Here is a 22,532-nt window from a genome sequence, read left to right as displayed (position 1 = left end):
ATTTTTATGCCGGACGCAATCGCCTACGGATTGGCTACGGGAATGACTTCGAGAACGCGGATAAGCCCTGGTTCGGGGTAATGCCAGCGCACATCCAGATCCCAGAACTGCGCGCCGTATTCGCGCTCAGGCGTAGGAATCTGGTACGCCGGGCGTGGGTCTTGTGCCAGGCATTGCTCGATCAACTCGACCAGAGGTTCGCCAAGCCGCTGAGCGTGGCCGTGGGCCTGTTGCAGGGCCGAGTCCGTCCACTGCACGGGAATCAGCAGCGGCGGGGCGCTGGCGATGTCGTTGGACGCCGTGTCGATGATGTCGGCGTAGGGCACGTAGGGTTTGATGTCGAGAACTGGCGTGCCGTCCAGCAGGTCGATGCCAGAGATCCACAGCCGATTGGCTTCGACCTTGTCCAGTTTGACCACCGACTGGCCGATGCCATTGGGGCGATGCGTCGCGCGGGTGGCGAACACGCCCATGGATTTGTTACCGCCAAGGCGCGGAGGGCGGACTTTGAGGCGTGGCTTTTCTTCCAGCGCTTGATGGAACAGGAACAACAGCCACACATGGCTGACCTGCTCCAGCCCCTGCACCGCATCACCCTGATCGAACGGCGCCACCAGTTCCAGCACGCCCCGAGCGGCCGGGGCAAGTTGCGGTTGACGCGGAATGGCGAACTTCTCCTTGAAGCAGGAGCGCACGAAGCCGATGGGGGAAACGCTGTAGGTCATGGTCTGGGGTCGAGGCCGGGATTAGGGCGGCATGATAACCCGAGCGGCCTCGAGATCGGTGCTGCCTATTACTCCGTCATCGCGGGCAAGCCACGCTCCCACAAGGTTCTCGAGTGAACGCAAATGTTGTGTACGGCATAAAACCTGTGGGAGCGTGGCTTGCCCGCGATAGCCGCGCCGCCGATCTAGAGACTGAACCCGCCATCCAAAGGAATGACATTCCCGGTCATATAAGCCCCGGCCGTACTCGCCAGGCTGATCGCCAGCGCCGCCATCTCTTCCTCCCGGCCCCAGCGCTTCATCGGAATCAACGCCGTGTCCTCGGCCAGCGCCTGCTCATCATTGCCGATATGCTGAGTCATCTTGCTCGGGAAACGTCCCGGCGCAATCACGTTGACGTTGATGTGCTGGCTCACCAGCTCTCGCGCCAGAATCCGCGACAGTTGATGCAGGGCGGCTTTGCTCGGGCCGTAGGCATACGCCTGTTCGCCGAAGGAAGAAATCCCGGCCACCGAACCGATGTTGATGATCCGTGCCGGATTCGCCGCCGAACCGGCCTTGCGCAGCAGCGGTAGAAATTGCTGGATGCAGTTGAACACCGAGGTCACGTTGAGCTGCATGACTTTTTCCCAGCCCTTGACCGGGTAACTCTCCAGCGGCGCACCCCAGGTGGTACCGGCATTGTTCACCAGAATATCCAGTTGACCGATCTGTTCGCTCAATTGCGTGGCCAGTTGCTGAACGCCTTTTTCATGAGCCAGGTTGGCGGCCACGGCGTGGCAAATCCCGAAGGCACTCAGCTCATCGGCAGTTTGCTGACAGGCTTCGGCATCCCGGGCGCACACGTACACGATGGCGCCGGCCTCGACATAAGCCTTGGCGATCATTTTGCCGATACCGCGGGTGCCGCCGGTCACCAGAGCGGTGCGGCCTTGCAGAGAGAAGTAGGGATGCATGGCGAGTCCTGAGAGCTGAGGGTCAATACACCCTAGTCTTCAGCCGCTGGAAGCGGAGCCACTATTTTTGCGCGGAATGAACATCTATACAGATTGGTTTGCGACCGCGCTTGTAGGAGCCGGCTTGCTGGCGATGGCGTTCTCAAGATCGCCATCGCCAGCAAGCCGGCTCCTACAGGGCGCGCTGCGCGGTTTACTGCGGGCGCACGCGCAGGGTCAGGCCCTTGAGGAAGTTGCGCAGCAATTGATCGCCGCACGGGCGGTAGTTGGTGTGGCCGAATTTGCGGAACAGCGCACTCAGCTCAGGCTTGGACACCGGGAACTCGGCGGCCTTGAGGATGGCGTGCATGTCGTCCTCCTTCAGTTCGAAGGCGACGCGCAACTTCTTCAGGATGATGTTGTTGGTCACCGGCACTTCGATCGGCTGCGGCGGACGGCTTTCGTCCTTGCCACGCTTGAAGATCACCAGGCCATCGAGGAAATGCGCCATGACTTCGTCCGGGCAGCGTACGAAACCTTCCTCGTCTTCTTCTTTCTTGTCGAGGTACGTCACCAGGTCTTCCAGCGAGACGTCCATGCCGCCGAGCTTGATGATCTCGATGACTTTCTTGTCGCTGATGTCGAGCATGTAGCGCACGCTGCGCAGTACGTCGTTATGAATCATGTGTGCAGTCCTGATATTTCGCTGTGGGCGCGGCATGAAGCTGCGGCGCCGAAATGTATGGCGGCGGGAAAAGCCTTAGAACTTCTCTTTGCCGGACAGGTAGCGCCATTGCCCCACGGGCACTTTGCCGATGGACACGCCGCCGATGCGGATGCGGCGGATGGCGACGACCTTCAGGCCGACAGCCTGGCAGAACAGGGCGATCACGCCCGGTTGTGGGTTCTTCATGGCAAAGCGCAGACGGTTTTCGTTCTGCCAGCTGGCCTTGACCGGCGGCAGCTCCTTGCCCTTGTACGTCAGGCCGTGGTTCAGACGGTTGAGGCCATGAGCCACCATGTCGCCTTCGACCTCGACCACGTATTCCTGCTCGATCTTGCTGGCATCGGCGGTGAGTTTGCGCAGGATCTTCCAGTCCTGGGTGAACACCAGCAGACCGCTGGCGTTGGCCTGCAGGTCGGCGCTGGCGGTCAGGCGCAGGAAGTGGCCCTTGAGCGGACGTTTTCCGTAGCGGTGTTCTTCGCTCAGGGTCGCGGCGCTGAGGGTCGCCATGGCGGTGTCCGCGTCCATGCCTGCAGGAACGTTCATCAGGATGGTCACCGGCTCTGGCGCAGTGGCCTTGGCCTCTGGGTCGAGTTCGACTTTCTGGGTGTCGACCTTGAACTGCGGCTCGTCGATGACTTCACCGTCGACGGTGACCCAGCCGCCCTCGATGAACAGCTCAGCCTCCCGACGGGAGCAGCCGACGAGTTCGATGAGGCGTTTGGAGAGACGAATCGGGTCAGTCATGACAGGGCCGTAACAAAAAAGGGGTGGGCATTGTACCTGCCTGGCGCCGGTTAATCGCGGGTCCATTTGCCTCATGTGTTTTTAATGTGGGAGCGAGCAAGCCCGTTCCCACATGGCGCCATGGTGGTCAGCCATTGCGCGCCAGTTGCTGGCCCTGGCGCAAACGCATGTGCAGCAACGGATAGGGCTGGCCCATGCCGTCATGCTCGGAGCGACCAATCACCTCGAAGCCCTGCTTGAAGTAAAATCCCAGGGCCTGCGGGTTCTGCTCGTTGACGTCCAGTTCATCGGCGTTCAGGTGCTCCAGTGCGTAGCGCAACAATTGCTTGCCCAGTCCCTGGCCACGGTGATCCGGGTCGATGAAGAGCATTTCGATCTTGCCCGCCGCGACGCCGGCGAACCCGGTGATGCGCTGGCGCGAGTCTTTGGTGCAGATCAGCATCACCGCGTCGAGGTAGCGGGTCAGGACCAGGTTCTTCAGCAGTTCGATGTAGCTGTCGGGCAGAAAGTCATGGGTAGCGCGCACCGAGGCCTCCCACACGTGGGTGAGTTCTTCGTAGTCGCTCTGTTTCGGTGTGTAAATGACCGAATGTTGGCGCATGGCCGCTTGCTCCTTCTGTTAAGAGCCGTTCCCGTAAGGCTGCGAGTTTTTTCTCCCACAAAAAGATAGACGTAAAAAAGCCCCGCATCTCGTCAAGAGAGCGGGGCTTTTCGTATTTTTTGCGTTTAGATCTGTTCAGCCCACAGGTCGTATTCGTCGGCGTCAGTCACTTTGCACCAGACCTTGTCGCCCGGCTTCAGGTTGCTGCCGTTGTCGATGAACACGTTGCCGTCGATTTCCGGGGCATCGAAGAAGCAGCGGCCGACCGCGCCTTGCTCGTCGACTTCGTCCACCAGCACTTCGATCTCACGGCCGATGCGCATTTGCAGGCGTGCCGAGCTGATGGCCTGCTGGTGCGCCATGAAGCGATCCCAACGGTCTTGCTTGACGTCGTCCGGAACAATTTCCAGGTCCAGATCGTTGGCCGGTGCGCCTTCGACCGGCGAGTACTGGAAGCAGCCGACGCGGTCCAGTTGGGCTTCGGTCAGCCAGTTCAGCAGGTACTGGAAGTCTTCTTCGGTTTCGCCGGGGAAGCCGACGATGAAGGTCGAACGGATGATCAGGTCCGGGCAGATCTCGCGCCAGTTCTTGATCCGCGCCAGGGTCTTGTCTTCGAAGGCCGGGCGTTTCATGGCTTTGAGGACTTTCGGGCTGGCGTGCTGGAACGGGATGTCCAGGTACGGCAGGATTTTCCCGGCGGCCATCAGCGGGATCAGCTCGTCGACGTGCGGGTACGGATAAACGTAGTGCAGGCGAACCCAGACGCCGAGGGTGCTCAGGGCTTCGCAGAGTTCGGTCATGCGGGTTTTCACCGGCGCGCCGTTCCAGAAACCGGTGCGGTATTTCACGTCGACGCCATAGGCACTGGTGTCCTGGGAAATCACCAGCAGCTCTTTGACGCCGGACTTGACCAGGCGCTGGGCCTCGTCGAGCACGTCACCGACCGGGCGGCTGACCAGTTTGCCGCGCATCGACGGGATGATGCAGAAGCTGCAGCTGTGGTTGCAGCCTTCGGAAATCTTCAGGTAGGCGTAGTGGCGCGGGGTCAGTTTGATCCCTTGCGGCGGCACCAGGTCGATCAGCGGGTTGTGATCCTGACGCGGCGGCACGACGTCGTGCACGGCGTTGACCACTTGCTCGTACTGCTGCGGACCGGTCACGGCCAGTACACTCGGGTGCACGTTACGGATGTTGCCTTCTTCGACGCCCATGCAGCCGGTCACGATGACCTTGCCGTTTTCCTTGATGGCTTCGCCGATCACTTCCAGGGACTCAGCCTTGGCCGAGTCGATGAAGCCGCAGGTGTTGACCACCACGACGTCGGCGTCCTGATAAGTGGACACAACGTCATAGCCTTCCATGCGCAGCTGGGTAAGGATGCGCTCGGAGTCGACCAGTGCTTTCGGGCAACCCAGGGATACGAAGCCAACCTTTGGATTGGCCGGCGCAGGAGTGGTGGACATGTCTAACCTCGGTATTTGTGACGCCTCCAGCCGATGACGGCAAGGCGACAGACGGGCGCTATGTTGCACCCTCTGGTCAAAAAGTGCGCAATTCTAACGATGGGCGGCGCACTTGACCAGCTTTATGCAGGGAAATACGACGAGTGCTGCGCTATGCTTCGCGCCTTTACGCTTTACCGATTTTTTACAGTCAATAAATCGTCTGTAACAACAAGTAAAACAGTGCATGCTGCACCACAAATCATAGTGCTTCTTTGAAGAAGCCCGGATCTGAGTAGTAGGAGTGATGGATGGGGCAGGCAAGTAGTCAGGCGATAGCCGGCGGACATTCGGCGGCGAAGCCGATCAGCATGCTGGTTGCGGCGGTCGGAGTGGTTTATGGCGACATCGGCACGAGCCCGTTGTACACCCTAAAAGAAGTGTTTTCCGGTGGCTATGGCGTGCCCGTCAACCATGACGGCGTGCTGGGCATTCTGGCGCTGATCTTCTGGTCGCTGATCTGGGTCGTGTCGATCAAATACATGATGTTCGTGCTGCGTGCCGACAACCAGGGCGAAGGCGGGATCATGGCCTTGACCGCGCTGGCACGACGAGCGGCGGGGGGGCATGCAAAATTGCGCACGCTGCTGGTGGTCTGCGGGCTGATCGGCACGGCGCTGTTCTACGGCGACAGCATGATCACCCCGGCGATTTCCGTTCTTTCGGCGATCGAAGGGCTGGGGCTGGCCTTCGAAGGCATTGACCATTGGGTGGTGCCGCTGTCGTTGATCGTGCTGGTGGCGCTGTTTCTGATCCAGCGTCATGGTACGGCCCGGATCGGCATTCTGTTCGGGCCGATCATGGTCACCTGGTTTCTGGTACTCGGCGCGCTGGGCGTGTACGGCATCAACCAACACCCGGAAGTGTTGCAAGCGATAAACCCGGTGTGGGGCGTACGCTTCTTCATGGACCATCCAGGCATGGGGATCACGATTCTTGGCGCCGTGGTGCTGGCGTTGACCGGTGCCGAGGCGCTGTACGCGGACATGGGCCACTTCGGGCGCAAGCCGATCGCTCGGGCCTGGTTCATCCTGGTGTTGCCCGCACTGGTGCTGAACTACTTCGGTCAGGGCGCATTGCTGCTCGGTGATCCGGAAGCGGCCCGCAACCCGTTCTATCTGCTGGCGCCAAGCTGGGCGCTGATCCCGTTGGTCGCGTTGTCGACCATGGCCACGGTGATTGCCTCGCAAGCGGTCATCTCCGGTGCATTCTCCCTGACCCGCCAGGCGATCCAGCTCGGCTACATTCCGCGCATGCGCATTCAGCACACCTCCAGTGCCGAGCAAGGGCAGATTTATATCGGCGCGGTGAATTGGTCGCTGATGGTCGGCGTAATCCTGCTGGTACTGGGCTTCGAGTCCTCCAGCGCCCTGGCCTCGGCCTACGGCGTGGCAGTGACCGGGACCATGCTGATGACCACGATTCTGGTGTCGGCGGTGATGCTGCTGTTGTGGAAGTGGCCACCGGTTCTTGCGGTTCCGGTATTGCTCGGCTTCCTGTTGGTGGACGGTCTGTACTTCGCCGCCAACGTGCCAAAAATCGTTCAGGGTGGCGCGTTCCCGGTGATCGCCGGTATCGCACTGTTCGTCCTGATGACCACCTGGAAACGCGGCAAGCAACTGCTGGTGGATCGCCTGGACGAGGGTGGGCTGCCGCTGCCGATCTTCATCAGCAGTATCCGCGTGCAACCGCCGCATCGGGTCCAGGGCACCGCCGTGTTCCTGACCGCCCGCCCGGATGCCGTGCCCCACGCGCTGTTGCACAACCTGCTGCATAACCAGGTGCTGCACGAGCAAGTGGTGTTGCTGACAGTGGTGTACGAAGACATCCCGCGCGTACCGCCGCAACGACGTTTCGAGGTTGATTCCTATGGCGAAGGCTTCTTCCGGGTCATCCTGCACTTCGGTTTCACCGACGAGCCGGACGTGCCGCAAGCGCTGAAGCTGTGTCATCTCGATGACCTGGACTTCAGCCCGATGCGCACCACGTACTTCCTCAGCCGCGAGACGGTCATCGCCTCCAAGCTCGAAGGCATGGCCCGCTGGCGCGAGGCGTTGTTCGCCTTCATGCTGAAAAACGCCAATGGCAACCTGCGTTTCTTCAATCTGCCGCTGAACCGGGTGATTGAACTAGGTACCCAGGTCGAGATGTAAGCCCCCATGAAAAAGCCCCCGTTGCCATGAAGGTAGCGGGGGCTTTTTATTGACTGCCATTTGATCCCAATCCCCGAATCCAACGAAGAACCCTGTGGGAGCGGGCTTGCCCGCGATAGCGGTATGTCTGCCACATCAATGTTGGATCTGCTGCCGTCATCGCGGGCAAGCCCGCTCCCACAGGTATTTGAGTGTCTGCTGGAACGTGGTTTTTCCGTCTCTATGCCTTTACTGGCTTCCAGGCAGCTCTTCTTCAGATTCGGTCTTTGTCCGAGCAGGTCGCGGTGTCAGTACCTTCACTACATCATCAATCACTGCCTTGCCCATCGCCGTCAGGTAATGCGCGGCCCAGGCGTGACGGTCAGTGTCTTTTGCGTAGGCTGCATCCTCGGTAAATGATTTGACGAGGAACAGCAGGTCTGAGGCTTGTGACAAGGCATCAACGATGGGGACGCCGGCGCGGACGTTGAATAAGGCCTGGTCTGAGCAGTAGATGAGTGGGGTGAAGCCTATGGTTTTTAAATCTGAAATCGTGGAAGCATCAATTTTAGTCATAGTCAAAAATCCTAGTTGAGGAGCTGACTCATTCGTTTCCAAGCGAATGGGTGACAGCTGTACGCAGGTTGGAAACCGGGAACTAGGAAACCGGCACGCCCGAGGGCGTCCCACGCACAGCTGCCATAACTCATGATCACAAAACACGCATGCAATCATGAAAGGTCGCTGTTGCGGCTAGTATCCGACGGGTTTCCAAGCCCGATCGCTGAAAGGTCAGCGACGTCCGGAGAGTATCCCGTCGAAGAAAAGCACGACAAGGCGGCAAAGTGCCCAAACGCGAGATTAGGAGTTTGCCTACAAGGTCTGCGGGCGTCATCCGATATTGCGACACCTTTAATTAAACAAAACTAAACGTTGCGAGCGAATTTACAAGTCGATTGAGTTCTTGAGCATTTGAACCAAGCGAATGAACCCCGCGTTGTCACTGTCGCTTTTCCAGCGATTGGCGAATCGACAGACGATCTGCAGGTTTCCCGGTTCGTAGTGGCCATTGCTGTCTATGCGATCCAGTGAACAAACGAGTTCTTCGTCCACTTCCGAGCTATGGTGCCGCAACGATATGCCTGTTAACGCGCATAAGCCTTCCTGCAGGGTGAAAAGCTCTTCCAGATAGGCGCGTAGTTCATCTTGGTCACGGAATCCAAAGTCTTTGATTTTGACCGTGCGCGTTTCCTCCTGTCCGTTAGCGGCTTGCGTCGTTCGCCAGGCTGTTTGCGCCATTTCAAATACGGAACGCTGGAGGCCTCCAAAGGAGGTCGAAGGACCCGCTTTGCGTAAGCTCAGCTTGTCCTGCCACACCTGACGCGCATGCCAAGGGCTCAGATCTGTACCCTCCACAAGCGCCAGCGCGTACTCAGCGTAATCTGAGGACAACTGCTGAAGCGTGGCTTCGGTGGATAGGAAGTCACGCGCCTTGGGGTGAAGACCTTTCCACTCCAAACGGCTGCCGCTCAGGCTTTTGCTCGACCACGGCTTGCAAGGTTTATGGCAAACATAGACCGGCTTCGGTTTGTTCCCGGTGGGGTCTTCGCTGAGTTCAAACGTGGGGGCGTCCGGCAGTGATTCGGTCCACCAAAGCTCGTTCTTCTCTCGATGAATCCAGATGTCGCCAGAAGTCTCAGCGATGATCGTCATCAAATTGAACCAACGAGATGCGACAGAGCGTGTTGGGGCTAAACCTAGGGCCGTCTTCTCGACGAGCATGGAAGTCTGAATGAATGCCTCGCGCTCGCCGGCCAGCCAAAGATCATGAGTTTCAACGGAGTTCATGGTTGCCACCGTCGAGCGACGAAGGCAGTTAGGCCACTCGTAGTTTTCCCGCCCGAAGTTAGCAATGAACACGCGTGTCATGCGCTTTTCCTACTACGACTGGTCTTGGGTACAGCGGTGCGCTGAGCTTTGATGCGTTCTAACAGCACGCTGGCGGGTTCGTCGTTCGGGTCTTGTGGGACTAGTTCTCCGCGGAAGGCTTTTGTCAGGATGCTTTGGGTCAGGCGGTCGATGCGGGTTTGGGCCGAGGTGATTTTGGTTTCCAATTGATCGGCGAAGGCGAAGAGTTGCTCGACGCGGCGGACGATTTCGGTTTGCTCCTTATGGGGAGGCATTGGGAAGCTTAATTCTCTCAATATTTTAAGGTTGATGTTTTTTTGTGCTGTAGCGGGAGCAAAATCCTCAAGATTTTGCTTGTTTGCGTCAATTAGATATTTAATAAAAAGAACTTCGCATGACATAGGTAAAGAAATGAAGCCCACAACGCTATCTGGAAAACATGCATCAATGTTCAATATTGCGGTGTCGGCAATATTAGCTGCGATAGTGATGCAGAGCGTCCCTTTAGGAAAGAGACGGCTTTGTGAAAGTCCGAATTCGCTATAAAAAATTCTCGCCGAATCAATACGGCCAACTGAGTTTGCGACCTCCCCAGTCTGTATGAATGGGTACTCTGAGCCGAAAAGCTTTTTATCATTCCTAGGGCGATGCTTTGATTTTCCGCGAGCTAACTCACCTAATTCCGGAAGCTTTCTAAAACCCCAGCCAGCATGTAGTTTTGACTGGGGCTGCGAGTGCTCATGTTTCAAATCTACAGAGGAAATGGCTTGCTGCGTTCGCCATTCCTCCGTTAGCCGCCCGGAAACTGCTGCGGCTAGGACGGATTGGCGGAAGCGTTTGAGCAGGGCACGGGTTGCGTCGACGCGGGCCTTGAGGGTGTCGACTTGCGCCAGCAGTTCATCGAGTTTTCGGGCGATTTGGGTTTGTTCGTGACTTGGGGGGAGGGCGATGTTGATGTCTTCTATATCGCCTTTACGAATAGATGGGATAGTTGTTGAACGAGAGTGTTCCGCGAAATCTTGAGTGCGCAAGAAGTAATAAATGAAACGATCGTCAATGCTTTGCTCTGATTTATAACCCATTACGTTGTTGTCGGCTAAGCCTGCTCTGACGACAAATCCCCGTCTGTTTAGTTTTAGTGCTTCGCCAATTTTAGCGAACAACGTTGAACCGACTTCAAAGATTTGACCTTTAAGTATTTTCGCTGTATCAGCATTTACATAGTTATTTGCGAATTGAAGCTTTCCATTGTATTGAGTCACTCCGCGAGACACATCTCCTACCTTGTAGACGGGATAGTCGCCGAAAGCCAGCCCCTGATACTCAATAGGAAAACCAATGCCGCTTTGCACATAGCCAATTTCTCCCAAAGTGGCTAGCTGCCAACCCCTTGGCAAATCACTCATTATCCACCTCACGAGTTACCTCAAGGCCCAACACTTCCGCTATTAACTGCTTCTGCGCAGCCACTTCATCACCAGCACCCAGCGCCTTCATCAGCTCTTCCAGTTCATGTAACGCTTCGGTCAGTTCCGCCATAGCTTCGCCGGCTAGAACTTCCGGGGCCGGCAAGTCGTTAGCATCCATACTGTCCGCATCTTTCAACCAACCGATATCTAGCGAATCGCCACGCTGTTCGATTTGCTCGCGGGTGAACACCCGGAAACGACTGAGTTCACCAATGCCTTCGACGTTCTCTGCGCGCGGGCTGTTGCCATTGGCATCCACTCCATAGGCATCTTCGAAAGGCTTGAGGTGGGCTGCGCCGAACGGTGTGCGTTTACCAAAACTAGGCATATTGCTGCGCAAGTCATAAATCCATACGCGCTGTGTGCAGCTTCGATCCTGACGGGGGTTGTCGATGGTACCTTTCTGGAAGAACAGTACGTTCGTCTTTACGCCTTGGGCGTAGAAAATGCCAGTAGGCAGGCGCAGGATGGTGTGCAGGTTGCACTTGTCCATTAGATCGCGGCGTACATCGGTGCCAACGCCCGCTTCAAACAGTACGTTGTCTGGCAGCACCACGGCGGCTCGGCCACCGGGCTTGAGGCCACGGTAGATATGCTGGAGAAAGGCCAACTGCTTGTTGCTGGTCTTGTAAGTGAGGTCATCGCGAGTCGGACCTCCGCCGCCCTTGGAGGTGCCGAACGGTGGATTGGAGAGAATCAGGTCGACTTTCGACAAGCTGGCCCCGGTTTGGCCGAGAGTATTGCCCAGATGCACTACGCCTTCTTCGTCACCTTCCATGCCGTGTAGCAATGTGTTCATCAGCGCCAAGCGGCGGGTGCCAGGCACCAGCTCAACGCCGACAAAGGCACGGTTGCGCTGAAAGCTGCGAGCTTTTTCATCAAGGTCGTAATGTTCGTCGGTGTGGCCCTTGATATAGGCATCCGCAGCAATCAAGAAGCCTGCGGTACCGGCAGCCGGATCTTGAATGGTCTCACCGACCTGGGGCTTGATGCAGCTGATGATGCTGTCAATCAACGGACGCGGGGTGAAGTACTGCCCTGCACCCGATTTAGTTTCGCTGGCGTTCTTTTCCAGCAGACCTTCATAAAGATCACCCAAGCCATCCCGGCGGGCGCTGAACCAGTCAATCCCCTCAAGGCTTTTGATCAATTGTTCCAGGTGGCGCGGCTCTTTCAGCCGGGTCTGGGCATCGGCGTAGATGGCTGCGATTAGCGGATCGGTGTTTTTACCCAGATCAAGCAACATCTGCCGGTAGTGGTCGAGCAGATTGATACCTGATTTACCAGCCAGGTCTGGCCAGCGCGCGCCCTCAGGCAGCTTGTGGCTGAAGTTGTCGTTGTTCTGAACCTGTTCGAACTCCATCTTGATAAACAGCAGCAGCACCAACTCGGTGACGTAGTCGCTGTAGTTGATGCCGTCGTCGCGGAGGACGTCGCAAAGGTTCCAGAGCTTCTGGACGATGTCGCTGTTGTTCATGGGAACTACTCTAAAAAGGGTCTGAATATGAGTCGAAAAAGGTGAAGGGTTCGGCTCATCAAGTCGGTGGGGTGATGACGCTCAGGCAACTGATGTCGTCATCGGTGGGCGGGGCGGGCAGGTGGCCGTCGCGCAAAAAAGTCTGTTGAGTCTGGGGGCATAAGCCGGCCCAGAAGCCATCGCTCGCCAGCAACCAGCGTTGGTTCGGGCGAGCAGGCCAGTAATTGATTTCAGGGTTGCTCGTTCGTCTGGCGCTGAAGCAGCGAGTCAACGTATGACGCGATGACGCACGCGTAATCTGCGCATGGGTAAGGTCGCCCTGCCAGTTAGGGGCGCAATGTACAGCACTCAGCCACCTGATTTCACCGTCATGGTCAATGGAGCCGAGGCAGCAGTCACCTTCATGGACAGTGAATGCAATATCGGGAAGCAGGCATAGCACCAGATAGCTGCAGGCCGCGAGGGGGAAATCATCACGTAGCATCTGATGGCTGCGGGCAATGAGGTGCAACATCGCGTCGGCCAATTTCTCGGCGTTCAGTTCAGCCATTGGGAGCTGGCTAAAACCGATGGTTAGCTCATTGAGCAGGGTTTGGGCCTGCTCCCCACTGCGAGGATGACTGCTGCTGCCGTCGGCAACCAGGTAGACGCTGGCGCGTGCCTGAGTCGCATGGGCAAAGGCATCACGGTTATCCTCGGTGTGGGTGCCTGCCTGTGTGAGCCATCTTATCGTTGCGACCATTCAGGCGGAGACCTGGACGATTTGGTGCAAACGCTGCCAGATGATCTGTTCACGCTCGCTATCGCCGTGAGCGGCATCCTGTACCAGGTAGCCAAAGTCGTTATTCCCCAGCAGTTCTGCCAGTGTTTGAGACAGATAGGAGCGCAGCTCAGGGGCGGTAGACGCGACTTCATTCGCCAGTTCTTCGCGACCGTTAACCAGATTGAGTATGTCCTCCAGGTCTTGGCTGCCCAGTGGGTTCTGAGCACCACGGCCAGCGTAGGCTTCGAGTTTGCTACCCAGGAAGAAGGGCGGGCTGAACAGGCGAATGCGACGGCCGCTGGGTAACTCGTGCCATTGCGCGCTGGCCAAGCCATCTTTAAACCAACGGTTGTTGCAGCCCAGTAGGTCGGCGGTTTCGGCGTCTGCGGGCATGAAGTCGACTTTCAGTTCGCCGAGGCGCATGCGGCAGATGACTTCATCCTGCTGCGATTGCTTAAAGCCTTTTTGCTTGAGTTGTTCCACCAGCTGTTGCCACTGGGCATAGCCGGTCAGGTGCACGACCAGGTCGACATCGTCGGTGTAGCGCACTTCTTCCAGGCTGAATTCATCGGTCAGCATCAAGGCTGTTGTGCAACCGCCGACGAAGGCGACCTCTTTGCACAGGTCTTCGCCGAGCGCCTTGGCGACGACTTCGAGCATCTCAATGTTTTGTGTTCGGCTCATGTTTAGAGAATCCTTTCGCGCAGAATTTGGTTGGCAAGATTGGCTTCCCGGGCATTACCCAGGCGGACGGCATCAATGAGCGCCAGGTATTCATACAGCCTGGGGTCTTTTTTGACGGCGCCCGGTACTGTCTTGAACAAGGGAGTGATGGACTGTCCTTTGCGAGAGCCATAGGCGTCTGGCCAAACGTGAATGAGGTCGCCACCGCTCATTAGTTTGTCTTGTAAAACGGGGGCGGAAAAGCTGGTTGGAATGCCGCGGACAATTTCTGCGGGTTTCACTGGAAAGACATAACGCAAACCGTGCTCGATAAAGCCTAGCAATGCTTTGCTGTTGACTCGAATGAAATGGGAGCTTGGGTCGACGCGTAATAATCCGATCTCCAGGCAGCGTTTCAATGCCGCGCCGACCTCGGTTTTGCTAATGCCAAGTGAGGCTTCCAGGGCGCGAACAGAGTAGCTCTCGTGATGGACTGGCGGATCTTGTTCCGAGTCGTCTTCCCAGCCTTGCCATTGTTTTACTTCGTCGGTATCGCTGAGCTTGATCAGTTGTGCCGTTTCGCTGTCGAGCGTGCGCTGCGAACGCTCACGCTGTTCCAGGCAAATCAGTTTGATCAGTAAAACTACGTCTTGACTCTTCATGTGGCCTCGGCTATCTACCGTCCTCTGTCCTAGGACTGAGGACAGTGTAGCCATTTATGTTTGGCGCCTGTCAACAGGCTCAGCCGACTTCTGGCCAAAGATTGTCATTCAAAGCTTCCAGTACTTTATCTAGTTTGCCGCCGAGGTGCCGATTCAGGCTTTTGATGCCGCCATCGTTCTGAAAGGCTTCGTTGACCTGTTGTGTGTCGATGATCACCTCGTGCACCAATTGTTTTGCCAAGCGATCAAGCCATTTGCGTTGTACTGGCGTCCACTGCTCAAGTGCGTAGATTTTTTGCATGGCGTTGGCCACGCGCTGGTCGAAGGGCAGCAAAGCTTCGCCGATAGCGGCTTGGCGGATGTAACCAATGATGCTGGCAGCGATTTCCTGGTTGGTCTGATTGCGCCACGCGCTTTTGAGGCTGACTTCGCTGAACCCATGTTGATCCAGCAGCAAGCGGACATTGCGCAGTTGTTCGCGAGTAAGGTCTCTCGGTCGATTGACTACCACGCCCAGAGCTGCGGATTGGTTGAGCTGGCTGTGGACGAAATCGTGAAAGCTTTCGAGATAGTCCTGGGGTTTGTGGTAGGTACCGTAGCTTTGCTCGCGCACCATCAGTTCGTCACGATGGGTGGAAATAATCGGATAGTTGTCCGAGCCCATCAGGTTGCTGACGGCATCCAGTTGGGTCAGCAACTGGCTATGCTGGCTAATAAACTGGGCCGCCTGCATGGGTCCCAGTTCGTGCAGATGCTTGTGCAGTTTGGCGGGTTCTACCCCCCAAATATCTTCAAGCTCTTCGAGCTTTTTCTTCAACGAGGGCTTGGTTTCCGCTTTATGGTCAGCTTTGCGCAGAATTCGCATGATGCGCTGGCTGAGTACGTCGAGTACATCATGTGCGTGGCTACTGTCGTCCTGATTGCCGGGAGCGTCATGACTCGCATCACTGGTGAGTTCGCTGACCAATTGCTCTAGCGAAACATTCGGGTTCTTCACCAGAGGCTTCATGGTGTCGACAGCTTCCAGGCTGGCGTAGAGGTCGACGGGGTCGTAGATGCGGAAAACCGTTTTGCCAATTTCATCGCAACGGCGGGTAGCGCGCCCTTTCATCTGTTCATAGAGAATGCGTGAGCGCACCCGGCGCATAAACACCAGGTTGCAGATTTTCGGTACGTCGATGCCGGTGGTCAGCAGGTCGACTGTGATCGCGATGCTGGGGTGTGGTTCGTTCTTGTACTTACGAATCAGTTGTTCAACTTTGTCGCTCTGGCCGGTGATGATTTGAACTGTCGCTTGGTTGTATTGCTCACCGTAGGCGTCTTTGAAGGCAGCGTTCAAAAGGTTTTTTACCCGTTCGGCATGGGCTTGGTTGACGCAGAAAATCATGGTTTTTTCTTCGCCGAAAGGGTCCAGCTCATTGGCTAGGGCATCGCAGATCACTTTGTCAAAAGCAGGCGTGATCACCCGGCGGTTGAACGATTCGATATTGAAGTTAAGTTCGTCCTCCAGTTCGGCGACATCAATTTCACCGGTCTGGGTATCGATGATGCTGACCTTTTCTCCCTTTTCAAATCGGATGCCGTTTTTGCTGAGTTGGGTTTCGTAGCGGATCGGTGGTTCATGGTCGATCAACCAGTCATCCGCCACGGCTTCTCGGTAGCTGTAGGTAAATACCGGCTTACCGAAAATCTCACTGGTGTGTTTGGCTGGGGTGGCGGTCAGGCCGATTTTGCATGCGTCGAAATAATCCAGCACACGGCGGTACTGTGAGAGGTACTGATTGTGATCACGGACAGCCAGCTCACCCTCGCTCATTTCTTGATCGAGGGTGTAACCACGGTGGGCTTCGTCAACGATGATGCAGTCGAACTCGCCTACCGACGGTGGTGTGTCAGAGCGGAAAATGCGGCTAACCATCGCCTGCACGGTGGCCACCTGGATGCGGGTTTCCGCTTCGGCCGCCATGTCACCCAGCTCTTTGATGTCGTAGATCTGAGCAAGTGTGTGGTTTTGTTCAAGGGTGGTGTCGTTGAACGAGTCGATGGCCTGAAGACCGAGGGCGCTGCGGTCGACCAGAAACAGAATGCGCTTGAAGCGCTCAGCTTTCAGGAAGCGATACATCAAGCCGATGATGGTGCGGGTTTTACCTGTGCCAGTGGCCATGGCAAGCAAGCAGTCGCGTTGGTTGTTGGCTAGCGCTTGTTCTACTGCATGGATGGCCTTTTCCTGATAATCGCGCAATTTTAGGTAGGCGAAGCCTTCTTCCTTAAGCTTGGCTTCGGCCTCTGCCTGACTGCGTTTGAGCAGATCCAGTAAGTCATTGGGCGTATGGAAATCTTGCAGGGGGCGGGCAGTGTTGGCCGGGCTACGCAGATCTCGGAACCAGGTCCCGGAATGTTCGGCGAGCTGCTTGATGTAAGGGCGACCATTGCAGGCAAAGGCAAAGGGCACTTTGAAATCTGCTCCTTCACCATCATTCCAAGGGGCGTAGAGGCCGGCGAGTAGCCATGGCTGCTGATGTTCCGGGGTGAACTTGAATTCGCGAGAGTAGCGCTCAGCCTGAGGGATGCGGTCTGCAATGTTGATACGTTTACGTTTGGCCTCAACGATGGCTACCGGCGTCAAACCTGCGAACAAGACATAGTCGGCACAGGCTTTTGGGCTGCTCGTAGGCCATTCAGCAATCGCTCTATTCTTGCCCTTCTCGGGACGGGCGCCTTTTCCAAAAGTCAGGTCTAGGGAGTCGGCTTCCCAGCCCGCGTCGAGCAGCTGCTGGTCGATGAGGATGCGGGTGAGGTCTTCACTCAGATCGAACTTATGAGTGGCCTGCATTGTGTGATGCATGACCTGTGACGAAGCTTGAGGCTGAGTCAAAAGTTGAATTTGCAAAGCTTTAATGCGCTTCTCGTGCTCAGCGCGCAACTTCTCCAGCTCGGCTTCATGCTGTTTGGCTTGCTGCTGATAAAGGCGCGATTCAGCATCCATTTGCTCTGCTAGAACGGAATACTCTTCGGCCTCGCGCTTCTTCAACTCAGTCAACTGCTGGTTGCTTTCAAGCTTCTGGCTAGACTCGCTCAATTGCGCTTTCAGCTGCTCAATCTGGTTTTGTAGATCGCGCAGCGGGGCGCTGGGGTCATCCGGTTTTACGAAGGGACCAGGTTGGAACTTGTCGCCATTTTTACCGAACGATTGGTGGTACCAAATGGCTAGAGCGCGGGCGACCTTGAGTCCGTCCATGGCCTCACGGTGTTGAGTACGGAATTGGTGTGTGGCTCTATTGCCTTCGACGCGAAGCGTTCGAAACAGATCGCGGATGTTTTGGTCCAGCTGGATGTCCCGACCTAATTTGTAGAGTAGGTCGGACTGCGTGGTAGTTGCATCGAATTCAATACCGGCACGACTGGCCAGGTCTTGAGCCAAAGCCTCGCCCAACTGCCGCAGCTTCATCAGGGTGGTGTTGGGATCGCTGGCAAAGATCTGTTCGGCCGTGCTCGCAAGCTGAAGGAAAACGGGGTCGTGTTCCTGGAGAAAGGAGAAGTTACTGTTCGCGGCCATGTTCAATCCTATGCATGCTCATCCCTTGATTGCGCCTAGTTGAACTTGGTTTGCGCAATATTGTGTTGAGCTTACTCAAGATTGACTAGGTTTGCCTATGGCTTGGCGGGGCTTAGTCCAAGCGCCCACTGCATTGAGCTTTTTTTGTGTCTGGGGGCTTCTCCTGTTGGTCGCTAGCTTGATCTATGTTCAATTCGACGCAATGTTTGCGCACAAAACATGTGTACGCGCACGATAGCGAGTAAGGGGGAAATAGAATGACAGTGGTCATTAGTAACGTTGATGTGTCCCAGCAAATGATCGATGAGCTTGAGGATCTTCGCGTTGAAGCAGCAGCTGGAGAGCGATTGATCGGTTTTGATCAGACCAGGGCAGTTAGTCACGACGACATGCGAGCACGGTACGCCAGGAAAGACTAAGAGCCAGTCTCGCGGGCGGTAGACGCATACGCACAGGCGACACGCGGATACTGTGGGAGCAGGCTTGCTCGCGAAAGCGGTTGTCAGTCGACATCAATGTTGAATGTTAGTCCGTCTTCGCGAGCAAGCCCGCTCCCACAGGGATCTGTGGTGCGGTTAAATTGCGTGCTAATGAAAAAGCCCCCGCAACCATAAGGTGTCGGGGGCTTTTTTGTGTCCGGGGACTCAGATCACTCCTGAGCCGCCGTCTCCTTCGCTTGACGCTTCACGATGGCATCCACCAACCGCTGCGCCAACGCCGGGTAGTTCTCGTCGAAGTGATGGCCGCCAGGCAGTTTCATCGCTTCGCCCACGGCGGTCTTGTCGGTGCAGCCGCTTTCGTCGACTTCTTCCTCGCCGTAGATGCACACCACTTTCGCCGGCGGCAGCTTGGCCATTTCCGGGCCGGTGGCGGCTTCTTTGCCGGCGTTGCCGAGCCAGCCTTCGACTTCGATCTCGAAGCTGCCGGTGCGGGCGAAGGCCAGCAGGATGATTGCGTCGACCCGCTGCTGTTCGGCTTCCGGCAGGCGGTTGTAGATGGCCGGCAGAACGTCGGCGCCGAATGAGTAGCCGGTCAGGATGAAACGCTTGGTGCCCCATTTCTGGCGGTAGTGCTGCATCAGTTCGGTCAGGTCCAGGGCGCTTTGTTCCGGGCTCTTGTGCTGCCAGTAGTAGCGCAGGGTGTCGATGCCGACCACTGGGTAGCCGATCTTGGCCATCTCGCCGGCCACGTCGCGGTCCAGGTCGCGCCAGCCGCCGTCGCCGGAGAGGAATAGGGTGACGGTGTCCTTGGCCTGGCCGGCCGGCACTTCGACCACCGGAATCTGCAGGCCGCCGGCGGCTTTATCACCACCGACGAGGGTTTTGCGCAGTTCGTTGTTCAGCACTTGCGGCAGGTTGATGTCGTAGTCGCTGATGCTGGTTTCGGCGTTGGGCTGGTCACGCACGAAGCCGGCGCTGGTGTCGTCCGGGTTGTCGTTCCAGGCCACCAGCCAGTGACCATGGGCGGCACTTTTTGGCAGCAGGTGGGTACAGCCGGGCTTTTCCAGGGCCAGGTCAACCGAAATGGCCTGGGCCTTGTCGTCCTTCTGCTCGGACAGCCAGCGCCATGCCAGCACCGCGCCGGGGCCGATGCCGCTGACCAGGGTTGCCGGGCCTTTGAGTTCTCTGAGGCCTGCTTGCAGGGTACGACTTTGCTGGATGCAGTCCTTGGGCAGGATTACCTGGACGATCTGCGCCGAGCCGCTGCGGCTCAGGGTCATCAATTGTTTATCGCTGAGCTTCTGCTCTTCATTGACCGCCACCAGCACCTGCGCGCGCGGCGTGGTGCCGGGGATGACGCGGGTCATCACGGCGCCATCGGCCGGCGTCAGCAGTTCGAGGGTCGGTTCTGGCGCCGGGCGTTTGAGGTACCAGTAACCGCCACCGACAATCAGGGCCAGCACTACCAGTGTGGCCAGTACGTACCGCAGGGAGCGTTGAATCATCAGCGTTTCACCAATCCAGTCAAGCCGCCCGCAATCAGGGCGGCAGTGTCGGCCAGGGCCACCAGCGGATCGAGTCCGGCGGGCACGGCCATATAACGGGGTTCCCAGTCAGGCTGGAACTTGTCTTTGAAGCGGCGCAAACCTTGGAAGTTATACAACTGCTCACCACGGCGGAACACCATCGAGCCCAACCGCTGGGTCAGTGGTGCGCCGCGCCGGGGTTGCAACCCCGACAATGGCACCATGCCCAGGCTGAAGCGCGCGTATCCATGATTTTTATAATGTTGAATCAGGCCGACCATCATGAACTCCATGGTCAGCTTAGGGGCGTCGGGGTGTGCGCGCATCAGGTCGAGGCTGGCCAGTTCATGGCCGTAGGTCTCGAGCAGGTTGGCGAACGCCACCGGGCGCCCTTCGAAACGAATCACCGCGACACGGAAGTGCTTGAGGTAGTCATCACTGAAACGTCCGAGCGAGAAGCCTTTCTCGCGCACATTCTTGCCGGTCAGCCAGGCATCGGAAATCACCTTGAGCTCGTCCATCGGCGCTTGTCCCGGCTCATGGATCTCCAGCGACAGGCCGTCACGGGTGCCACGGTTCCAGGTGTAGCGCAGGTCCTTCATCTCTTTGCCTTTGGCTTCGAGATCGAAACGCTTGAGATCGACCCGGGCTTCTTCGCCGAGCTTGATCGCGGTCAGGCCGATGTCCATGTAGTACGGCAGGTTCTCAGCGCGTACTTGATAAAACACAGGGCGGGCGTGATGGATATCGCACAGGTCACGGAACTGCCAGATCATTTCCGCCCGTTGCTGGGTCGGGCCAATCGGGTCATACAGCGCCACCAGGCTGCGGCCACGGCGGGCGTACATCAGGAACGCTTCGTCGTTGGGGTGAAACAGCAGCGCCTTGTCACCGGTCAGGGCCAGGCCGCCATCCGGTTGGTTTGAAGCCATGAGGATCTTTGCCGCGCGCTCCAGTTCATCGGAGGTTGGCAGATGGATTATCGGACGCGCGGTGCGCAGCAGCCACGTCAGCGATACCACCACCAGCAGGACTGCAGCACCTAGCAATGAGCGCAAGCCTCGCGGGGCGTCGGCGTCGAGGGTGAACTGCCACCAGAGTTGATGGCTGTACGGGACGTCCTGATAGGCGAACAGCAGCAACCAGATCGAGGCGCCGAGTACGCAAAGACTCGACACCAGATACAGCGGCGAAAACGGCAGCTCGGTCAGGCGGCTGGGGCGGTAGAACGACCGCCGGAAAACCCCCAGCAAACTTGCTGTCAGGGTCATCAGGCTGGCTTCTTCCCAATCGAAGCCTTTGAGCAGAGAGAGCACGGCGCCGACCAACAACAGAATGGTGGTCAGCATCCATGCGGCCGAAAGGCGGCGACGCAAGCCCTGAGCCAGCAGCAGGCAGAGAACCCCCACCAGGCTGGCGCCGAAGTGCGAGGCGTCGACCAGTCGATGCGGGATCAGAAAACCGATGTGTTCAAGGCGCGTATCGATCTCCGGTGTCACGCCGGAGAACAGCAGCACCACGCCGGACAGGAATACCAGCACCGCCAGAATCGGCGCGGCCAGGCCCGAGGCTGCGCGTAGCGTCTGGCGAGTCTGAAACAGGCGCTGGCCTTCGTTGATCAGCAGCAGTAAGCAAGCCACCAGCAGCGGCAATATCACGTAGATCAGGCGGTAGAGCAGCAGGGCGGCGGCCAGTGGCGCGGCACCGAGCTTGTCGGCGAAGGCCGCCAGCAAAATCGCTTCGAACACCCCGACACCGCCGGGTACATGGCTGAGCACGCCAGCGGCCAGGGCCAGTAGATAGACCAGCAGGAACGCACCGAAGGGTGGTGCTTCCGGCAGCAGCAGATAGAGCACGGTCGCGGCAGCGGCCACGTCCAGGGCGGTGATGACCAGTTGCAGGAAGGTCAGGCGGCGGCCCGGCAAGCGCAATGTCCGGCGGCCGACCTTGACCAGCAGGTTGTCCGGGTAAGGCTGTTCCGGCAAGCGACGGCGGTAGATACCGATTGCCAATACCGCGGTGAGCAGCAGCACGGCCCCTGCAATGGCCCCCAGCAACGTCTCGGAGAATCCCAGGGCCAGTGAGGCGGCGGGCAGGTTGCTGAGGGTGGCGAGGGCAGCCAGGGGCGGGAGGGCACAGCCGAGCGAGAGGCTGGCAAACAGCGTCATGTGCGCGACTTCCGAAGCCCCCACGCCATGCCGTGCATATAAACGATAGCGAACCGAGCCCCCCGACAGCAGCGACAGCCCGATGGCATTGCCGATGGCGAACGCGGTGAAGCCGCCCAGTGCGACGATTCGCGGGGCCAACGCCACGCCGGCATATCGGCTGGCCGACCATTCGTAACCCAGCAAAATGACGAAGCCGATGATGGTCGCGCCTAACGCGCCCAACAAGGCCGGTCTGGGAACGTCCAGGATCGAGTCGTGCAGCGCGTACAGATCGAGTTCGCTCAGCAGGTGACGACAGGCAATCAACGCGATGGCGAACAACAGCAAAGTGACCGCCAGACCGATGGGTTGACGGTATTTGCTGATTCGATCCAGCAAGCGTAGTCGCTCTGCTTTGATCGGTTGTGTCGCTGTGACGGTGTCTTGTGGATCAGACGAGTTGGCGCGCATCAATCACCTCTTGGATTGTGCGCGACAGGATGGGGGTATCCAGCCAAGTTACCAATCCCTGTAGAAAAAAATAATCACAAA

Annotated in this window: 17 protein-coding genes; 1 reads left to right on the top strand and 16 read right to left on the bottom strand. The window is 57.6% G+C overall.

Annotation, left to right across the window (positions count from 1 at the left end; translation table 11 throughout):
- Nucleotides 1-23: 23 nt before the first annotated feature.
- From tsaA to rimO, 6 genes are all read right to left on the bottom strand, one after another.
- Nucleotides 24-725 (bottom strand): tRNA (N6-threonylcarbamoyladenosine(37)-N6)-methyltransferase TrmO, encoded by a 702-nt coding sequence (tsaA, locus tag AC30D7_RS25280; protein ID WP_490135909.1) that lies wholly within the window; start codon nucleotides 723-725, stop codon nucleotides 24-26.
- A gap of 185 nt (nucleotides 726-910) precedes the next feature.
- Complete coding sequence (locus AC30D7_RS25275; protein WP_490135908.1) at nucleotides 911-1,681, bottom strand: SDR family oxidoreductase; 771 nt, start codon at nucleotides 1,679-1,681, stop codon at nucleotides 911-913.
- Between the two features lie 193 nt (nucleotides 1,682-1,874).
- Nucleotides 1,875-2,345 (bottom strand): YehS family protein, encoded by a 471-nt coding sequence (locus AC30D7_RS25270; protein ID WP_490135907.1) that lies wholly within the window; start codon nucleotides 2,343-2,345, stop codon nucleotides 1,875-1,877.
- Nucleotides 2,346-2,420: 75 nt separating this feature from the next.
- Nucleotides 2,421-3,131, bottom strand: a complete 711-nt coding sequence (locus AC30D7_RS25265; RefSeq protein WP_490135906.1) for an rRNA pseudouridine synthase — start codon at nucleotides 3,129-3,131, stop codon at nucleotides 2,421-2,423.
- A 127-nt stretch (nucleotides 3,132-3,258) separates the two neighbouring features.
- Nucleotides 3,259-3,732: a GNAT family N-acetyltransferase gene (locus tag AC30D7_RS25260; RefSeq protein ID WP_028939229.1), complete on the bottom strand. Its 474-nt coding sequence runs from the start codon at nucleotides 3,730-3,732 to the stop codon at nucleotides 3,259-3,261.
- A 125-nt stretch (nucleotides 3,733-3,857) separates the two neighbouring features.
- Nucleotides 3,858-5,195 carry a 30S ribosomal protein S12 methylthiotransferase RimO gene (gene rimO, locus AC30D7_RS25255; protein ID WP_018926946.1) on the bottom strand — a complete coding sequence of 446 codons (1,338 nt, stop codon included), beginning with the start codon at nucleotides 5,193-5,195 and terminating at the stop codon, nucleotides 3,858-3,860.
- 290 nt (nucleotides 5,196-5,485) lie between these two features.
- Here rimO and AC30D7_RS25250 point away from each other — a divergent pair, with 290 nt between their 5' ends.
- Nucleotides 5,486-7,387: a potassium transporter Kup gene (locus tag AC30D7_RS25250; RefSeq protein WP_490135905.1), complete on the top strand. Its 1,902-nt coding sequence runs from the start codon at nucleotides 5,486-5,488 to the stop codon at nucleotides 7,385-7,387.
- Nucleotides 7,388-7,615: 228 nt separating this feature from the next.
- Here the strand turns inward: AC30D7_RS25250 and AC30D7_RS25245 are convergent, their stop codons facing one another.
- The 10 genes from AC30D7_RS25245 to mprF form a co-directional block, all read right to left on the bottom strand.
- Nucleotides 7,616-7,942, bottom strand: coding sequence for a DUF3077 domain-containing protein (locus AC30D7_RS25245; RefSeq protein WP_490135904.1), 327 nt, complete (start codon nucleotides 7,940-7,942; stop codon nucleotides 7,616-7,618).
- 369 nt (nucleotides 7,943-8,311) lie between these two features.
- Nucleotides 8,312-9,295, bottom strand: coding sequence for a hypothetical protein (locus tag AC30D7_RS25240; RefSeq protein ID WP_490135903.1), 984 nt, complete (start codon nucleotides 9,293-9,295; stop codon nucleotides 8,312-8,314).
- Nucleotides 9,292-10,680: a restriction endonuclease subunit S gene (locus tag AC30D7_RS25235; RefSeq protein ID WP_490135902.1), complete on the bottom strand. Its 1,389-nt coding sequence runs from the start codon at nucleotides 10,678-10,680 to the stop codon at nucleotides 9,292-9,294. The genes AC30D7_RS25240 and AC30D7_RS25235 overlap by 4 nt, the downstream gene beginning before the upstream one ends.
- Nucleotides 10,673-12,220: a class I SAM-dependent DNA methyltransferase gene (locus AC30D7_RS25230; RefSeq protein ID WP_490135901.1), complete on the bottom strand. Its 1,548-nt coding sequence runs from the start codon at nucleotides 12,218-12,220 to the stop codon at nucleotides 10,673-10,675. The genes AC30D7_RS25235 and AC30D7_RS25230 overlap by 8 nt, the downstream gene beginning before the upstream one ends.
- 58 nt (nucleotides 12,221-12,278) lie before the next feature.
- Nucleotides 12,279-12,962: a PP2C family protein-serine/threonine phosphatase gene (locus AC30D7_RS25225; protein WP_490135900.1), complete on the bottom strand. Its 684-nt coding sequence runs from the start codon at nucleotides 12,960-12,962 to the stop codon at nucleotides 12,279-12,281.
- Nucleotides 12,963-13,667, bottom strand: a complete 705-nt coding sequence (locus tag AC30D7_RS25220; RefSeq protein ID WP_490135899.1) for a hypothetical protein — start codon at nucleotides 13,665-13,667, stop codon at nucleotides 12,963-12,965.
- A gap of 2 nt (nucleotides 13,668-13,669) precedes the next feature.
- Nucleotides 13,670-14,308: a hypothetical protein gene (locus tag AC30D7_RS25215; protein ID WP_490135898.1), complete on the bottom strand. Its 639-nt coding sequence runs from the start codon at nucleotides 14,306-14,308 to the stop codon at nucleotides 13,670-13,672.
- Between the two features lie 79 nt (nucleotides 14,309-14,387).
- Nucleotides 14,388-17,864: a type I restriction-modification system endonuclease gene (gene hsdR, locus AC30D7_RS25210; protein ID WP_490135897.1), complete on the bottom strand. Its 3,477-nt coding sequence runs from the start codon at nucleotides 17,862-17,864 to the stop codon at nucleotides 14,388-14,390.
- Between the two features lie 649 nt (nucleotides 17,865-18,513).
- Nucleotides 18,514-19,809, bottom strand: a complete 1,296-nt coding sequence (locus AC30D7_RS25205; RefSeq protein ID WP_490135896.1) for a virulence factor family protein — start codon at nucleotides 19,807-19,809, stop codon at nucleotides 18,514-18,516.
- On the bottom strand, nucleotides 19,809-22,451 hold the full coding sequence (mprF, locus tag AC30D7_RS25200; RefSeq protein WP_490135895.1) for a bifunctional lysylphosphatidylglycerol flippase/synthetase MprF: 2,643 nt from the start codon (nucleotides 22,449-22,451) through the stop codon (nucleotides 19,809-19,811). The genes AC30D7_RS25205 and mprF overlap by 1 nt, the downstream gene beginning before the upstream one ends.
- Nucleotides 22,452-22,532 lie beyond the last annotated feature (81 nt).

Source organism: Pseudomonas sp. DF5 (assembly GCF_058148225.1).
The sequence above is the reverse complement of the archived record's forward strand: the minus strand, read 5'-3'. Positions and strand labels throughout refer to the sequence as shown.

Coding starts and splice junctions, on each gene's coding strand:
- mprF (WP_490135895.1), bottom strand. CDS start 22,451: ATGCGCGCCAACTCGTCTGATCCACAAGACACCGTCACAGCGACACAA.
- AC30D7_RS25235 (WP_490135902.1), bottom strand. CDS start 10,680: ATGAGTGATTTGCCAAGGGGTTGGCAGCTAGCCACTTTGGGAGAAATT.
- AC30D7_RS25230 (WP_490135901.1), bottom strand. CDS start 12,220: ATGAACAACAGCGACATCGTCCAGAAGCTCTGGAACCTTTGCGACGTC.
- AC30D7_RS25265 (WP_490135906.1), bottom strand. CDS start 3,131: ATGACTGACCCGATTCGTCTCTCCAAACGCCTCATCGAACTCGTCGGC.
- AC30D7_RS25220 (WP_490135899.1), bottom strand. CDS start 13,667: ATGAGCCGAACACAAAACATTGAGATGCTCGAAGTCGTCGCCAAGGCG.
- AC30D7_RS25245 (WP_490135904.1), bottom strand. CDS start 7,942: ATGACTAAAATTGATGCTTCCACGATTTCAGATTTAAAAACCATAGGC.
- hsdR (WP_490135897.1), bottom strand. CDS start 17,864: ATGGCCGCGAACAGTAACTTCTCCTTTCTCCAGGAACACGACCCCGTT.
- AC30D7_RS25270 (WP_490135907.1), bottom strand. CDS start 2,345: ATGATTCATAACGACGTACTGCGCAGCGTGCGCTACATGCTCGACATC.
- AC30D7_RS25240 (WP_490135903.1), bottom strand. CDS start 9,295: ATGACACGCGTGTTCATTGCTAACTTCGGGCGGGAAAACTACGAGTGG.
- AC30D7_RS25225 (WP_490135900.1), bottom strand. CDS start 12,962: ATGGTCGCAACGATAAGATGGCTCACACAGGCAGGCACCCACACCGAG.
- AC30D7_RS25215 (WP_490135898.1), bottom strand. CDS start 14,308: ATGAAGAGTCAAGACGTAGTTTTACTGATCAAACTGATTTGCCTGGAA.
- tsaA (WP_490135909.1), bottom strand. CDS start 725: ATGACCTACAGCGTTTCCCCCATCGGCTTCGTGCGCTCCTGCTTCAAG.
- AC30D7_RS25250 (WP_490135905.1), top strand. CDS start 5,486: ATGGGGCAGGCAAGTAGTCAGGCGATAGCCGGCGGACATTCGGCGGCG.
- rimO (WP_018926946.1), bottom strand. CDS start 5,195: ATGTCCACCACTCCTGCGCCGGCCAATCCAAAGGTTGGCTTCGTATCC.
- AC30D7_RS25260 (WP_028939229.1), bottom strand. CDS start 3,732: ATGCGCCAACATTCGGTCATTTACACACCGAAACAGAGCGACTACGAA.
- AC30D7_RS25205 (WP_490135896.1), bottom strand. CDS start 19,809: ATGATTCAACGCTCCCTGCGGTACGTACTGGCCACACTGGTAGTGCTG.
- AC30D7_RS25275 (WP_490135908.1), bottom strand. CDS start 1,681: ATGCATCCCTACTTCTCTCTGCAAGGCCGCACCGCTCTGGTGACCGGC.